Here is a 14,978-nt window from a genome sequence, read left to right on the forward strand (position 1 = left end):
ACATGCTTACAAATATTTAACACCGCGCTGACGCGGCGCCGTGCCGATCCCGCGCTCAGCGAAAGCCGGGCCACCAGCCGCGCCCGTGGTGGGCGTAGTGATCTGCGGCGATTTCAAAGGGATTGCGCGCGCTGACACCGCCACAGAGCAGATAGACGGGCAAGTACAGCGGACCCAGTACGAAGTACTGATACACATGTGCGCGCTCATGGTCGTCCAGGCGGATCCACGGCTCCACGGCATGGCCCGCCCGATGGGCATACGTGCGGCAGCTGATGCCCAGGTCACCGCCGGTGTGCAGGATGACGTTGCCCAACGTGATCGCCCCACCCGGCCCCCACGGCCAGTGATGGAACACCAGCGCGCAGTCCCGCGCGCTCCAGTGAGGACGCGATCCGCCCAGCATGCCCACGCCACCGCCGACCAGGCCGATCAGGGTGTTGGGCGAGGTCCACAGCGCGCCGAGCACCTGCAACGGGCGCAGCCATGCAGGTCGTCCCGGCAACCGGTTCAATCGGCCTCGTTCGGGATCAGCAGCCACAGGATCAGGTACACCAGGATGCCGGGGAACGCAGCCGAGGCGATGGAGACCACCACGAACAGGATGCGCAGCAGCGTTGCACTCCAGCCAAACCGCTGGGCGATGCCGCCGATGACGCCGGCAATCATGCGGTTGTTCAGAGAGCGCGAGAGGGTGCGGGGCGTGGTGGCATTCATGGCAGGGCTCCGAGGATCTGGTTACTACCCTAGCGGCAAGGCCGTCTACGACGGGTCAGCAGTCAGAGGAGCCGGGGCGACACCCGATCGCCACGCCCTGCCCGTCCGCCGCCGCGATCAGCCGCTGCGGGCCTGCAGCCACTCATGGATGGTTGCCGGTACCTCGCGCTGTGCGCGGCCGGACACATAAATGCCGATATGCCCACCACGGAAGCTGGATTCGGTGTAATCGGTACTGCCCAGTCGTCCGCGCATCGCGCGTGACGCATCCGGCGGCACGAGATGGTCCTGCTCGGCGTAGATGTTCAATACCGGCAGCGTGACCTGCGACAGCGCCACGGGCTCGGTTCCGATCCGCACCCCATCGTGCATCAGGCCGTTGCCCTGGTAGAACTGCTTGATGAAGTCACGGAATGCCTCGCCTGCCAGATCCGGCGAGTCGAAGATCCATTTCTCCATCCGCAGGAAGTCTTCCAGCGCCGCCTTGTCATCCAGGATGTCGAGCAGGCCGACGTACTTCTGCACGTTCAGGCGGAAGGGTTTCAGCATCAGGTAACTGGTATTCATCAGGTCGGCCGGGATGTTGCCCAGCGTATCCACCAGCAGGTCCACATCCACCTGCTGCGCCCAGTGCGACAGCATGTTGTCCGGCGTATGGAAATCCACCGGGGTGACCATGGTCACCAGATTGGCCAGCTTCCGTTGGCGCAGGGCGGCGTAGCACAAGGCGAACACCCCGCCCTGGCAGATGCCGAGCATGTCCACGGTCATGCCCGCGCGTGCCAGCAACGCGTCCACCGCGCCGTCGATATAGCGCAGCAGGTAGTCTTCCAGCGTCAGGTACCGCTCGGACCGATCCGGATAGCCCCAGTCCAGGACATAGACATCGTGGCCCAGCGCCAGCAGCTTCTGCACCAGCGAGCGATCGGTCTGCAGGTCGACCATGTAAGGGCGGTTGACCAGCGCGTAGACAATCAACAACGGGCGCTTGTGCACGGGCGGCGTATCGCCGACGAAGCGGTACAGCACCACCTTGCCGTCGGACCACACCGCTTCGCGCGCAGTCACCCCGTAGTCCACGTCGTCCACCGACGGCAGCAGCTGCAGGCCTTCCATCAGCTTGCGCTGCATGGCCAACGTCTCCTGCATCAGGTCATCGGCATTGAACCCGAGGGGCCCTTTCATGTGCGCGGTTTCCGTGGGGGGGTGGGTGCGGCCTTCTTCGCGGTCACTTTTTTCGCGGCGGCTTTCTTCGCGGAGGCTTTCTTTGGCGCGTCCGCCGTCGGCGCCGAGGCGCGCTTGCGGACGCGGGGCGCGACCTTGGCTACGGCAGGCTGCACCGCCTGCGCCCAGCCATCGTCCGGCGCGGCGCGGCCCAGTTGCTCCACGGCCACCTGCAAGCGGCGCAGCTGCCGTTCCAGCTCGGCAATGCGCTTGTGCGCGGCATCCATCTCGCTGCGCGTGGGCAGCCCGACCCGCTCACTCACCTGCTCCACTTCGCGCTGTACCGCCGCGCGCAGGCGCATCTGTGCATTACCCAGCGCGGCATAGACCTGCTGGAACGGTTCGGACAACGCCACCTTGGAATACGCTTCTTCGGCCACTTCGATCCACAGATCGAACATCGCCCGGGCGCTGGTCAGCTGGCTGCCCGGCGTTTCATGCTCACCCAGACGCTGTTCGAACAGAGCGAATGCCGCATCCAGCGCCTGCTGGATCTGGTCGACATACGCCTTGGACTGATCCTGGAACTCCTGTTGGGCCAGCACCAGCTTCTGCCAGCGGGCCTGGTGTTCACGGGCAGGGCCGAACGCCGGCCCCTGCAACCACGGCGCCAAGCGCTCCTGCCACTGCTGCAGGACCGCGACCACATCGTCCATGCCGCCATCGACGCCCGTGCTGCCGCGTGCTCCCTGCAGCATCCACTGCAGCATGCCCGCGCCCTGGCCCTGGCCCATCACGGCATCGCGCCACGCATTCGCGACCTCGGCACTGGTCGCGTCACGACCGGCGAACTGCGAGGCGACCTGCTGCATCGTGCCGTACCAGCCGCCCGCCTGCGACCGGAACCGGTTAACGGCGTCATCCGCCGGACCCGGACCGCGCTCGGGCAGCAGTTGCGCCCACCAGTCCAGCACCTGCTTCCAGTCTGCCGGGTCGCTGCCCGCGCCCGGTGCACCCACGCCGCCCTGCTTCAACGCATCGCCCCAGGCGCTGAAATACTGCCGCGCGGCGTCGTCGAACGGCGGGCTGCCCGGGCCGTTGGGGGAACCCTTCATGCCGGTGCCTGCGTCATGGCTTGGGAATGTGCAGGGTCTTGCTGATCATCAGCGACCCCGACAGTGCAAACAGGAGCACCAGCGGATGCAGCTGCCACGGGCCGATCTGCCACTGGCCCAACCACAAGTCCGCACCGATCGCGCCCGTGCCCGCAGCGACCGCCAGCACGATCACCAGCAGCAGGCTGCTCGGAATCGGCGTGCCTTCGAAATACGGCACCTTGTCGCCGCCATCGGACAATGCCTCGGCGGTCACGTTGTAGCGCGCCAGGCGGCTGACGCCGCAGCACACGAAATAGCTCAGCACCAGCCAATCCCAGCCCCCCTGCATGCCGCAGGCATACGCCAGGGCCGCGGGCGCCACACCGAAGGAAATCACATCGGACAGCGAGTCGAGCTCGCGACCCAGCGTGGAACTGGATTTGCGCCAGCGGGCGATGCGCCCGTCGAGCGCGTCGAAGATGAAGGCCAGCGGGATCAACGCCATGCCGAACAGGAGATAGCCCTGTGCGCCGTCCTGCAGGAAGCGCATCGCGGCAAACACCGCACCAGTGCCGCAGAACGCGTTGGCCAAGGTGAACCAGTCAGCCAGATGGAACTCGCGCAGCATCGAGAAGTGTCGTTTCATGAAGGCTCACGGGACTACGGTGGTCTACAGGGTACGCGAGGCCGCGTGCGGACGACAGACGGATCCTTCCGGCACGCTTCACCCGGGCCTCACGCTTCATCACATGCGGTGAATTTTTGGCCACCCATCTTGACAGCGTTGGAGGGCGGGGGCGGAAGGCGGTTATCCACAAAGTTGCTCACCAACAATCCACACCCCCTGTGGACAACCTGCGCCACGGATGTGGCGCAGGTTGTCCGCGCATGCCCTACATCCCCCCGCCTTCGGCGCGCCCCCTTTGAAGGGGGCTTTCCCCTCTGACGGACCGCGGTATGACTCAAGGGGCTTTCCGGCCCAGGGACTGCGGTGTGGCGGCGTTGCTGCCCCGCCCGTCAGACCCGGGTGTACTTCCAGGACTGCATGCGGCCGTCGCGATAAGGCATCACGCCGTGGAAGGCGCGCGGGTCCGCATCGAACACCAGCGGCAGGAAATGGCGATCGCCTTCCCACATCGGCAGCGTGTCCAGCTTGTCCACGTCCACCCACTCCAGCGTGCCTTCGTGGTTACCGCCGTGCGGCGTACCCTCATAGGTATCCACCACGAACACGAAACCAAACCAGTCCTCGCCCTGCTTGCCGAACCCCGGCCAGCTGATCGTGCCGCGCAGTTGCATGGACGTGCAGTCGATACCGGCTTCTTCCTGGATCTCGCGGCGCATGCCTTCGGCCACGTCTTCGTCCGGCTCGACCTTGCCGCCCAGCCCGTTGTACTTGCCCAGGTGATGGTCGCCCGGCCGGGTGTTGCGATGGATCATCAGCACCTGGCGGCGGTCCGGCGAAAGCACGTAGCCGAGCGTGGCGATGATGGGGGTATACGGCATGCGAGGTTCCGGCAGAGGCGAAGCCGCCGATTATGGCCGGATCAGGGCACGACTGTCAGGCGGCGCTCGGCCGTCACCGCGGCAGGCGCATCGGGGTCGCGCGCCAGCGTGGCCACGCCATGCCCGCGCTCGGCCAGATACTCCAGCCACTTGCCGAGGAACGTGTTCATGCGCATGCGGTGGTTGATCAACTCCGCCGGTGGCGGATACAGGCCCATCACGTCCTGCCAGCGGCGGCCGACATAGCAGTGGGTGGTTTCGGCCTGGCGGGCGTCGCGGTACAGACGCACATACGCCGAGGGGTCGGGCTGGCCGGTGACCGGGTCACACAGGTCGTAGGTCAGCCGCATTTCCACCGTGTAGGCGTGGCAGGCAATGATATCCACACGGACATCGAGCCCATCGCCGACGGACGATACGTAACTGCCGACCGCCAGATCACCGGGGGCGAACAGGCGCACGAGGTGGCGGTGGTTTTCCGCGTACAGGCCCATCAGCCAGCTCAGGCGGCTGAGGCGCGGGATGCGTTCGGTAAGAGGACGTGCTTGGGCCATGGCTTGATCCTACACGCTGCCGGCCCGCGCCCGATAGCGCCGGTCAGCACCGCGATTCAGGCGCGCCCGGTAGTGACGGCTTCAGCCGTCAACAAACGCCTTGGTAGTGACGGCTTCAGCCGTCAACGAAAGCCTTGGTAGTGACGGCTTCAGCCGTCAACGAAAGCCGGCTGAAGCCGGCTCTACCAAGCAACGTGCCGCCCGGGGAACGCACCACCCCGGCACCCCGCCCCGTCAATAACGCGCCACCCACGCACCCCGCCGCGTCAGTACAGCTCCCGGCGCAGCCCCAGGGTGGCCAGCACCTTGCTCGAGATCTCCTCGATCGAGGTGTGCGTGGTGCTCAGGGTCGGCACGCGCTCCATCTGGAACATCCGCTCGGCCGCGATGACTTCCTTCTTGCAGGTGTCCGCCGCGGCGTAGCGCGAATTCGGCCGACGTTCCTGGCGGATCTGCTGCAGCCGTTCCGGGTCGATGGTCAAGCCGAACAGCTTGCGGCGGTAATTGCGCAGGCGCGGCGGCAGGCGATCGCTTTCCAGGTCTTCGTCGGTCAGCGGGTAATTGGCCGCACTCACGCCGTAATGCAGGGCCAGGTAGATGCACGTTGGCGTCTTGCCCGCACGCGACACCGCCACCAGGATCACGTCGGCAGCGTCGTAATTGACCGCGATGCCGTCGTCGTGGCTCAGCGCGAAGTTCATCGCGTTGATCCGCCGGTGATAGGTCTCGAAGTCGACCATCCCGTGCGCCTGGCCCACCCGCGACAGCCGCGGCGAGGACAGTTCGGCCTCCAGCGTTTCGATGAACGGGGCGAACACATCCAGCATCAGCGCCCCGCTGCCGGCGAGGATGACGCTGAGCCCCTGATCCACGCAGGAGTTCACCACGATCGGCCTTACCTGGTAGCGCTCGCCCGCTGCGCGGATCCGAGCGCAGGCTTCGGCGGCTTTTTCGGGGTCATCTATGAACGACATCCGGTCCGTGATGAAACTGAATCCGGAGAACTGGGTGAGCAGGCTATGCCCAATGGTTTCAGCGGTGATACCGGTTCCATCGGAAACGTAGAACACCGGTCTGATGGTCGTCATAGGCGTGTTTTCCCAGTCCGAAGCTTAAAACGCCTGCCGTGACACGCTTGTGCCGACGGCGGTCCGACCGGCATCATAGCGGCTTCTTCCTACGGACGCGGCCATCCCAGCCCGCCTCGGGCGATGGCCTAACGGAGCATCGCGCTTGAACGACAATATCCTGTGGTTGCACGAACTGCGCTTGGCCGACCTGGCCCGCGTCGGCGGAAAAAATTCGTCGCTTGGCGAAATGATCGGCAACCTCGCCGGTCTCGGGGTGTCCGTGCCCGGAGGCTATGCCACGACCTCTGAAGCTTTCAAGGACTTCATTGCCCACAACGACCTGTCCACGCGCATCTTCGACAAGCTGGCCACGCTGGATGTCGAAGACGTTGCCGCGCTGACGGTGGCCGGCAAGGAAATCCGCGGCTGGGTCATCGATGCACCGCTGCAGCCGCAGCTGGACCAGGACATCCGCGCCGCCTACGCGCAGCTGAGCGCTGAAAACGGCGGCGGCGACATCGCCGTGGCCGTGCGTTCGTCGGCCACCGCCGAAGACCTGCCCGACGCCTCGTTCGCCGGCCAGCAGGAAACCTTCCTCAACGTGACCGGTGCCGACGATGTCGTGGTCAAGGTCAAGGAAGTGTTTGCGTCGCTGTACAACGATCGCGCCATCGCCTACCGCGTGCACCACGGCTTCAAGCACGAAGACGTGTTCCTGTCCGCAGGCGTGCAGCTGATGGTGCGTTCGGGCGTCGGCTCGTCCGGCGTGCTGTTCACCCTCGACACCGAATCCGGCTTCCGCGATGTGGTCTTCGTGACCTCGTCGTTCGGTCTGGGCGAGATGGTCGTGCAGGGTGCGGTGAACCCCGATGAGTTCTACGTCTACAAGCCCACCCTGACCGCGGGCAAGCCGGCGATCCTGCGTCGTTCGCTGGGCAGCAAGGCGATCCGCATGGTGTATTCGGATGTGCCCGGTGAGCGCGTGCGCATCGAAGACACCCCGGTCGAACTGCGCAGCACCTTCTCCATCAGCGATGAAGACGTGCAGGAACTGTCCAAGCAGGCGCTGGTCATCGAGCAGCATTACGGCCGCCCAATGGATATCGAGTGGGCCAAGGACGGCGTCAGCGGCAAGCTGTTCATCGTGCAGGCGCGTCCGGAGACGGTGAAGTCGCGCAGCCACGCCACGCAGATCGAGCGCTTCGCGCTGACCGAGAAAGACGGCAAGGTGTTGGCCGAAGGCCGCGCCGTGGGTGCCAAGATCGGCGCCGGTGTCGCCCGCGTGGTGAAAACCCTCGACGACATGGCGCGCGTGCAGCCCGGCGACGTGCTGATCGCCGACATGACCGATCCCGATTGGGAGCCGGTGATGAAGCGTGCATCGGCCATCGTGACCAATCGCGGTGGACGCACCTGCCACGCCGCGATCATCGCGCGCGAGCTCGGCGTGCCGGCCGTGGTCGGTTCGGGCAATGCCACCCAGCTCATCCAGGATGGCCAGGAAGTCACCGTCAGCTGTGCCGAGGGTGACACCGGCATGATCTACGAAGGCATCCTCGCGTTCGAGCGCACCACCACCGATCTGGGCAACATGCCGCCGGCACCGCTGAAGATCATGATGAACGTGGCCAACCCGGAACGTGCCTTCGACTTCGGCCAGCTGCCGAACGCAGGCATCGGCCTGGCGCGCCTGGAAATGATCATCGCCAGCCACATCGGCATCCATCCGAACGCGCTGCTGGAGTACGACCGCCAGGACGCGCAGACGAAGAAGAAGATCGACGAGAAGATCGCCGGTTACAAGGATCCGGTGAGCTTCTACGTGGATCGCTTGGCCGAAGGCATCGCCACGCTGACCGCGTCGGTGGCCCCGAACCCGGTGATCGTGCGCCTGTCGGACTTCAAGTCCAACGAGTACGCCAACCTGATCGGCGGCACCAACTACGAGCCGCACGAAGAGAACCCGATGATCGGCTTCCGCGGCGCCAGCCGTTACGTCGACCCGAGCTTCTCCGCAGCCTTCGCGTTGGAATGCAAGGCCGTACTGCGCGTCCGCAACGAGATGGGCCTGGACAACCTGTGGGTCATGATTCCGTTCGTGCGCACGCTGGAAGAAGGCCGCAAGGTCATCGACGTGCTGGAACAGAATGGCCTGAAGCAGGGCGAGAACGACCTCAAGATCATCATGATGTGCGAGGTGCCGTCCAACGCACTGCTCGCCGATGAGTTCCTTGAGATCTTCGACGGCTTCTCCATCGGCTCCAACGACCTGACCCAGCTCACCCTGGGCCTGGACCGCGATTCGTCGATCGTCGCGCACCTGTTCGACGAACGGAACCCGGCGGTGAAGAAGCTGCTGTCGATGGCGATCAAGTCGGCCCGCGCCAAGGGCAAGTATGTTGGCATCTGCGGCCAGGGCCCGTCGGATCACCCGGACCTGGCGGAATGGCTGATGCAGGAAGGCATCGAATCGGTATCGCTGAACCCGGATACCGTAGTCGACACCTGGCTGCGCCTGGCCAAGCTGAAGTCGGCCAGCTGACGAAGCAGCGTGACGGCCCCAAGCCGTCACGCCTTCACCGCACGATGAACGGGTAGAGCCGACCGGTAGAGCCGACCGGTAGAGCCGACTTCAGTCGGCTGCCTTTCGCATGACGCACCCGGCACCCAACCCCCGCTGGCCGTCCACGCTTTGCCGCGATTACCCGGTAGAGCCGACTTCAGTCGGCTGCCTTTCGCGTGACGCACCCGGTACCCACGCCCGCTGGCCGTGCACGCTTTGCCGCTGCGCTCGCCGAGCATGGCTCGGCGCTACCAACGCGGCCGCGCGCGCTATTATCGGGTAGAGCCGATCGGTAGAGCCGACTTCAGTCGGCTGCTGTGGCGGCGCTCATGAACCAGCCGACTGAAGTCGGCTCTACCAAAGCCACGTCCAACGCCGTGTCCAAAGCCGCGCCCAAAGCCGTTTCCAAAGCCGCGTCCAACGCCACGCCGCGCTGTTCAGCCGTTGGCGATCCGCTGGTAACACGCCTGCACCACGTCTTCGCCGTACTTGCGCTCCAGCCGGCGCACGATGAAATGCCCGCGCGCGACGTCCTGGTAGTAATCGGTGAACATCGTGTTCAACGCCGCACCCGTCGCTGCACCCACGATCGGTACAGCCTGCGCGGCGAACTTTTCGGTGATGACCACGCCAAAGCGCGCCGCCACCTTCTCCGCCAGCTTGGCCAGCAACTTACCGGCCTCCTTCGGCGCAACGCCCAAGGTCAGGTTGCGCCCCGTCGCCACCCGCCCGACCAGTTCGGCCGACAGGTGCCGCACGACGTCCGCCGTGAAACCCCGAGCCAGGTAATAGCCAGTCTCACTGGCGTCATCGCTCTTCGCGTTGCCGCCCAGCGCAAACACTTCCAGACAGGCCTGGCGCGTGGACAGATCAGCCAGGTCAAACCCCTCACTGCGGGCCACGTCAGCCACGGCGCGCATCATGATGGTCGTGGACAGCGGCAGCTCGATCAGCAGCGCGGTGAAGCCAAACGCGCCGCCCACCGCGCCGGAGGTCGCCGCCGCGAACTTGTGCCAGCGCGTGGATGCCGCCTTGCCCGGCGTATTGTCCATGCTCATCAACGCACCCTGCACGGCCTTGTACAACGCCGCCTGCACTGCGCCGTGGATGCGACTGGACACCGCGTTGGGCAGGCGGCTGACGGCGAACTCCAGCGGCGTGCCGACCAGATTGGCCATGCGCGCGGTGATGGTCGGTGCCTCCAACAGGGAAACAGCACGCTGCAGGGCAGCCCAATCGTCAGGCTGCTGGGCAATATCGCGGGGGAGCAGGATCGGTTCGTTCATGCTGCCGATGGTAGCGCTGCGGGGTTGAACGGCCGGGTGACGACGACCTGATAGTGACGGCCGCTGGCCGTCAGATCTGTCATCGTCCGCAGCCCCTTGACGTCCAGCGGCCGTCACTGCCCTTCAGTCGGGCAGCCCCGCCAACGCACCCATGAACTGTCGGTAATGCTTCAGCTCGTTGATCGAATCCTGCACATCGCTCAGCGCTGTGTGGTTGCTGTTCTTGCCGACGCCCGCAGCCACCATCGGGGCCCAGCGCTTGGCCAGCTCCTTGATGGTGGACACATCCAGGTTGCGGTAATGGAAGTACTTTTCCAGCCGCGGCATCTCGCGGTGCAGGAAGCGGCGGTCCTGGCAGATCGAGTTCCCGCACATCGGCGATGCGCCGGCACTGATCCACTCGCTGAGAAAGTTCACCGTCGCCGCTTCGGCCTGGCCCAAAGTGACCTGGCTGTCGACCACGCGCTGCCACAGGCCCGAACGGCGATGCTGGTTGCGGTTCCACTCGTCCATCGCCTCCAGCCGTTCCACCGGATGGTGGATCGCGAACTCCGGGCCTTCGGCAAGCACGTTGAGCTGGGCATCGGTGACCACCGTGGCAATCTCGATGATCGAATCGTTGTCCGTATCCAACCCGGTCATTTCCAGGTCGATCCAGATCAATCGGTCATTGCCTGCGCCGGTGTCGGCCATCGTGCTTCCTCGCTGAGGGCGGGCCGGACGACCGCGCCATGAATGGATGCGGCCATGATACCGCGCCCTTCAGTCTGCGTCGGCAGGCGGCGCGTCCAACGCAAGCAGCGGGCGCCCGCGCTTGGCACGAAAATAATTGGTCAGCCGGTTGCTGGCCTCGCGCGCCAGCACGCCGCCGTGGATCTCCACGCGGTGATTGTGCCGCGCATCGCCGAGCAGGTTGAACACACTGCCGCAGGCGCCGGTCTTCGGATCGGTGGCCGCGTAGACCAGGCGCCCCACGCGCGCATGCACGATCGCCATGGCACACATGGCGCACGGCTCCAGGGTGACGTACAGCGTGCTGCCCATCAGCCGATGGTTCTGCAGCGCCCTGCCCGCCCGCCGCATCGCCACGATCTCCGCGTGCGCACTGGGATCGTGCTCGGCAATGTTGAGATTCCAGCCCTCGCCCAGCACCTCACCCTGTGCACTGACCAGCACCGCCCCAACCGGGATCTCGTTGAACTCGCGCTCCGCGCGCTCGGCCAGGGCCAGCGCATGGCGCATCCAGTGCTCGTCGGCGTCGTGCACCGGCATGGCGTCGCTCATGGGCGGCCCGCCTTCTGCAGGAACGCCTCGAACGCAGCCAGCGTCGCTTCGCTCACGTGGTGCTCGATCCCCTCGGCGTCGCGTCGCGCCGAATCGGCATCCACGCCGAGTGCCAGCAGAAAGCGCTCCACGGTCTGGTGACGGGTGCGGACATCGCGTGCCAACTGCTCGCCGGCCGGCGTCAGGAACACCCCGCGATACGGCCGCTGGATCGCCCAGCCCTCCTTGACCAGCCGCTTCAGCGCCTTGGCCACCGTCGGCTGGGCCACACCCAGGCGGCTGGCAATATCCACCTGGCGGGCCTCGCGGCCATCGGCAATCAGGTCGGCGATCAGTTCCACATAATCTTCCACCAGCTCGGACCGCCGCGCCTCGCGCACCTGCGCGAAGCCCTCCATATGGACCTGGGAAGCGGGCAGGACGGATTTGGGGCGGGCAGTATCAGGCATGGCAGCCATTGTACGCGGGCCGAAAGCCGCGCACCGCAGCCCCACAACCCTCCGGTAGCGCCGAGCCACGCTCGGCGAGCGCAGCGGAAGGCACACCCATGACCGCCAGCGGCCATCACTACCGGATGTGACTCACCGTTTGTCCAACAGATACAGAAACTCCGTCACATGCGTATCCCGCGCTGCCAGGTTCCGGCTTCCGCGGAACGCGTTGTAGCGCGTATCCATCACGCTCAACGCCCCCATGCCCTCCAGCCCCGCCACAAACCGCTCGTGACTGATGAACCCTTCGGAGTTGTACGAGATCAACACGAAATGCGCCCGCACCTGCGCCACCGCGTCGAACAGCGCGGACTCGGCCAGACGGGCCTTGTTGTAGTCCGACCGATTCCAGTCGGTGGGAATGCCCGACACCCGACTCACCTGCGACGGCCGCTGGTAGTCACACAGCAGGTTCAACATGAAGTAGTTCGAACCATACGGATGCTCATTGTAGGGCGGATCGAAGTAGGCCACGTCCACCATGCCCAGCTCGCGCACCAGCGCATTGGCATCGCGGCGATGCAACTGCACCTCGCACGCAAAGCGACTGAACACCGGCGGCTGCACCTCGATCGGCCGCAGGATCCGCGACAACGCATTGCGCGCACTGCCGCCAAACTGTCCAATGCCCTCGCGGTTTTTGTGGAAGCCTTTGAACACGCCGGACGTATTGGTGTACATCGACGCCTGGGCGAGCACCGGCCCCAGCAGGAACGGCTTCAACTCTTCCGGCGTATCGGCTACAACCTGGCAGAAGGTATCCAGGAACATCGCGTTGCGCCGCGTATAGAACACCCGCTCACCGGGCTCGATGTTGTCATCGTCGCGCGGAGCGTACAGCTCGCAGAGAAAACCCGGGGCGCTATCCTGCGCAACGCGGCGGGCCACTCGGTCAAGTTCGTCCGCCAACGCGCCAGTGTCCACCTCCTGCGCATTGGCTTGATAACAGCGGTTGCCTACCTCGCTGTACCGCTCCAGATCGTTGCAGTGCAGGGTCGCGGCATAGCGCCGGGCCAGCCGGGCCACTACGCCGGAACCGGAAAACATATCCAGGAAATGGATGGTCGGCTTCTGCAGACACGCCATCGCATGCACGATGCCAGCTTCTACGAAGGGCAGCAGCGCCCGCTTGTTGCCGATGTAGGTGATCAGCTGGCTACGCAGGAACGCCTCGTGCTCGATAGGCACGCGGTCAATGGCATCTTCCTGCGGATTCAAACGGTTCCCCTGATCACGTGATGGCCTTCGAAACTCCAGGCCATGGTAGCGCCGAGCCACGCTCGGCGGGGGTCTGCAGTGCGGCTGATCCGGCCTGGGATTGGGCATTCCGCCGAGCCTGGCTCGGCGCTACCGATGCAATCCCGCTACCCACGCGCCAACACTTTGACGCAATCGGAACGCCAATTTGGTAAAACGTACGTCTCACCGTCACGAATCGAGCACATGTCGCCAAGGAATGGAGACAACATCGCAGCCCCGCACGCCGGTTCGAACCCCGGGTTCCCGTGCATGCGCCCTGCTCTGCGCCTGCCACCGGCGCGCTCGATGGCTTCCGTGGCCACAGCATGACCGCATCGACTTCCCCCTTCCCATCCGCAGCCAGGAGGCCCCAAGTGCGCCGAACGTTTCTGCCGTGCGCTGCCCTGCTCCTCCTCACCGCCTGCCACCCGGAGAACGCCATGAACCAGGAAATCACCACCGCCGAACAGGACGTCGAAAACGGCGGCCGTGGCCTGGCCAAGCTCAATCCCAGCCCACGCCAGGCGTTCGAGCTGGTGCTGAGCCTCGCCGATGCCCCCGGTACGTTCGCCGTAGTGGAAGGCGTGGCCCAGTACGACGTCACCAACGAGCAGGAATGCGGCCGCATCGTCCCGGCCACCGGCATGCCCGCGCGCATCACCAGCCAGGAACCGGTGCAGCTGAAGAAGGTGTCCGATACCGAGTACCGCGGCACGGTGTACCTGGACCGCATGCTGGATGAGGATTACTACGGCCGCGGTGTCTGCAAATGGACGTTCAGTGGTGCCGGCGCGATGTTGAAGGCCACCGGCGCCGAGGGCGAAACCCGCTTTACCTCGTTCATCGAAGCGGACACGTTCATCGCCGGCAAGGCACTGACCCGCCATTACCCGGACCGCGATTACCCGCGCGTGGAGTCGGTGCCGGACTTCGGCCAAGCCGGCCACGAAGACCCGTCGCGGTTCCGCCCGGAACTGCAGGATGCGCTGTTCACCGCCACCCTGACCGCCCATGAGGTGCGCTGATGCCGCTCACCCACCGCGACTACGCCGCGCTTTCCGCCGATGCCTATGAAGACCACAAGGTCGGCCGCCGCGCGCCTGGCCAGGAAGAAGTTGTGCCGCTCAATGGGCACAACTACAAGGTGCTGGAGCACGTAAACAACCGGCAGAACGGCTACCAGGGCACGATCTACCAGCGCGAAGACACCGGGGAGATCATCGTCTCCCATCGCGGCACCGAGGAGATCCTGCAGGACGCCGTGCTTGCCGATGGCGGCATGGTGCTGGCGCGCTACAACCTGCAGGCCAACGATGCCATCGCGCTGACCCAGCGTGCGGTCGCGCTGTCCAAGCACATCGGCGAGAACGAAGGCCGGGCCCCGGAAGTCAGCGTCACCGGGCACTCGCTGGGCGGAGCGCTGGCCCAGGTCACCGCCCACCACTTCGACCTGAAGGGCGAAACCTTCAACGCCTACGGCGCCGCCAGTTTGGGCCTGCGCATTCCCGAAGGCGGCAACAGCGTGATCAACCACGCCATGGCATCGGATCCGGTCAGCGCCGCGTCCGGCCATTACGGCGAGGTGCGACTGTACGCCAGGCCCGATGAGATCCGCACGCTGGGCAACGCCGGTTTCAGCAACAAGTGGTACAACGGCGTGATTCCGGATTCGGCGCTGGTCGCCGCCGGCGGCTCGCTGGGCGCACACAAGCTCGGCAATTTCGCTGACAGCGGCTCGGTGCTGGACGACCCTGCCACGCAGGCGCTGGCCAAGCAGAACGCGCGGATGATCGATGAGTACCGCGACAAGATGGAACTGCTGCGCGGTGCGGTCACCACCGGCGCGCGCGGCGTGCCGGGCGTGGCCGTGGACGTCTACGACCGCATCCGCGGCCCGCTGGATCCGGGTGAACCGGCCCGCAAGGCGGCCGAAGATGCGCACAAGCGCGATGGCGCGATGCGCATGGACAGCCCCGGCCACCCCGGCAACCTGCTGTTCCAGGACGC

Annotated in this window: 16 protein-coding genes; 3 read left to right on the top strand and 13 right to left on the bottom strand. The window is 65.5% G+C overall.

The window, feature by feature from the left end:
- Positions 1-55 precede the first annotated feature (55 nt).
- The 8 genes from IFT58_RS16545 to IFT58_RS16580 form a co-directional block, all read right to left on the bottom strand.
- Positions 56-505 carry a hypothetical protein gene (locus tag IFT58_RS16545; protein ID WP_192096210.1) on the bottom strand — a complete coding sequence of 150 codons (450 nt, stop codon included), beginning with the start codon at positions 503-505 and terminating at the stop codon, positions 56-58.
- Between the two features lie 5 nt (positions 506-510).
- Positions 511-717, bottom strand: coding sequence for a PspC domain-containing protein (locus IFT58_RS16550; protein WP_192079786.1), 207 nt, complete (start codon positions 715-717; stop codon positions 511-513).
- A gap of 117 nt (positions 718-834) precedes the next feature.
- Positions 835-1,902, bottom strand: coding sequence for a class III poly(R)-hydroxyalkanoic acid synthase subunit PhaC (gene phaC, locus IFT58_RS16555; RefSeq protein WP_192096182.1), 1,068 nt, complete (start codon positions 1,900-1,902; stop codon positions 835-837).
- On the bottom strand, positions 1,899-2,996 hold the full coding sequence (phaE, locus tag IFT58_RS16560) for a class III poly(R)-hydroxyalkanoic acid synthase subunit PhaE (RefSeq protein ID WP_192096184.1): 1,098 nt from the start codon (positions 2,994-2,996) through the stop codon (positions 1,899-1,901). Before phaE ends, phaC begins: the two co-directional genes overlap by 4 nt.
- 13 nt (positions 2,997-3,009) lie before the next feature.
- Positions 3,010-3,624, bottom strand: coding sequence for a CDP-alcohol phosphatidyltransferase family protein (locus tag IFT58_RS16565; protein ID WP_188327041.1), 615 nt, complete (start codon positions 3,622-3,624; stop codon positions 3,010-3,012).
- 371 nt (positions 3,625-3,995) lie between these two features.
- Positions 3,996-4,484, bottom strand: a complete 489-nt coding sequence (locus IFT58_RS16570) for an 8-oxo-dGTP diphosphatase (protein ID WP_192096186.1) — start codon at positions 4,482-4,484, stop codon at positions 3,996-3,998.
- A gap of 41 nt (positions 4,485-4,525) precedes the next feature.
- The gene (locus tag IFT58_RS16575) at positions 4,526-5,038 is read right to left on the bottom strand and encodes a DUF1249 domain-containing protein (RefSeq protein WP_192079794.1); all 513 of its coding nucleotides are present in this window, start codon (positions 5,036-5,038) and stop codon (positions 4,526-4,528) included.
- A 266-nt stretch (positions 5,039-5,304) separates the two neighbouring features.
- Positions 5,305-6,126, bottom strand: coding sequence for a pyruvate, water dikinase regulatory protein (locus IFT58_RS16580; protein ID WP_192079796.1), 822 nt, complete (start codon positions 6,124-6,126; stop codon positions 5,305-5,307).
- Positions 6,127-6,271: 145 nt separating this feature from the next.
- On the opposite strand from IFT58_RS16580, the gene ppsA reads away from it, so the two are divergent.
- Entirely contained in the window at positions 6,272-8,650 is a 2,379-nt protein-coding gene (gene ppsA, locus IFT58_RS16585) for a phosphoenolpyruvate synthase (protein ID WP_192096188.1), read from the top strand.
- A gap of 458 nt (positions 8,651-9,108) precedes the next feature.
- Here ppsA and IFT58_RS16590 read toward each other — a convergent pair whose 3' ends face one another.
- The 5 genes from IFT58_RS16590 to IFT58_RS16610 all read right to left on the bottom strand — a co-directional run bounded on the left by IFT58_RS16590 (position 9,109) and on the right by IFT58_RS16610 (position 12,950).
- On the bottom strand, positions 9,109-9,957 hold the full coding sequence (locus IFT58_RS16590; protein WP_192096190.1) for an EcsC family protein: 849 nt from the start codon (positions 9,955-9,957) through the stop codon (positions 9,109-9,111).
- Between the two features lie 123 nt (positions 9,958-10,080).
- Positions 10,081-10,650, bottom strand: coding sequence for an oligoribonuclease (orn, locus tag IFT58_RS16595; protein WP_192079802.1), 570 nt, complete (start codon positions 10,648-10,650; stop codon positions 10,081-10,083).
- 69 nt (positions 10,651-10,719) lie between these two features.
- Positions 10,720-11,241 (bottom strand): tRNA adenosine(34) deaminase TadA, encoded by a 522-nt coding sequence (gene tadA / locus IFT58_RS16600; RefSeq protein WP_192096192.1) that lies wholly within the window; start codon positions 11,239-11,241, stop codon positions 10,720-10,722.
- Positions 11,238-11,690, bottom strand: coding sequence for a manganese-binding transcriptional regulator MntR (gene mntR, locus IFT58_RS16605; RefSeq protein WP_223203019.1), 453 nt, complete (start codon positions 11,688-11,690; stop codon positions 11,238-11,240). The genes tadA and mntR overlap by 4 nt, the downstream gene beginning before the upstream one ends.
- A 132-nt stretch (positions 11,691-11,822) precedes the next feature.
- Positions 11,823-12,950, bottom strand: a complete 1,128-nt coding sequence (locus IFT58_RS16610; RefSeq protein WP_197974659.1) for a DNA adenine methylase — start codon at positions 12,948-12,950, stop codon at positions 11,823-11,825.
- A 395-nt stretch (positions 12,951-13,345) separates the two neighbouring features.
- On the opposite strand from IFT58_RS16610, the gene IFT58_RS16615 reads away from it, so the two are divergent.
- Positions 13,346-13,996 carry a hypothetical protein gene (locus IFT58_RS16615; RefSeq protein ID WP_188327031.1) on the top strand — a complete coding sequence of 217 codons (651 nt, stop codon included), beginning with the start codon at positions 13,346-13,348 and terminating at the stop codon, positions 13,994-13,996.
- Positions 13,996-14,978 (top strand): lipase (locus IFT58_RS16620; protein ID WP_192096196.1); only part of this gene is annotated, 983 nt, incomplete at its 3' end. The genes IFT58_RS16615 and IFT58_RS16620, both read left to right, overlap by 1 nt.

This window comes from Stenotrophomonas sp. CFBP 13718, assembly GCF_014842145.1.
Taxonomy (GTDB): domain Bacteria; phylum Pseudomonadota; class Gammaproteobacteria; order Xanthomonadales; family Xanthomonadaceae; genus Stenotrophomonas.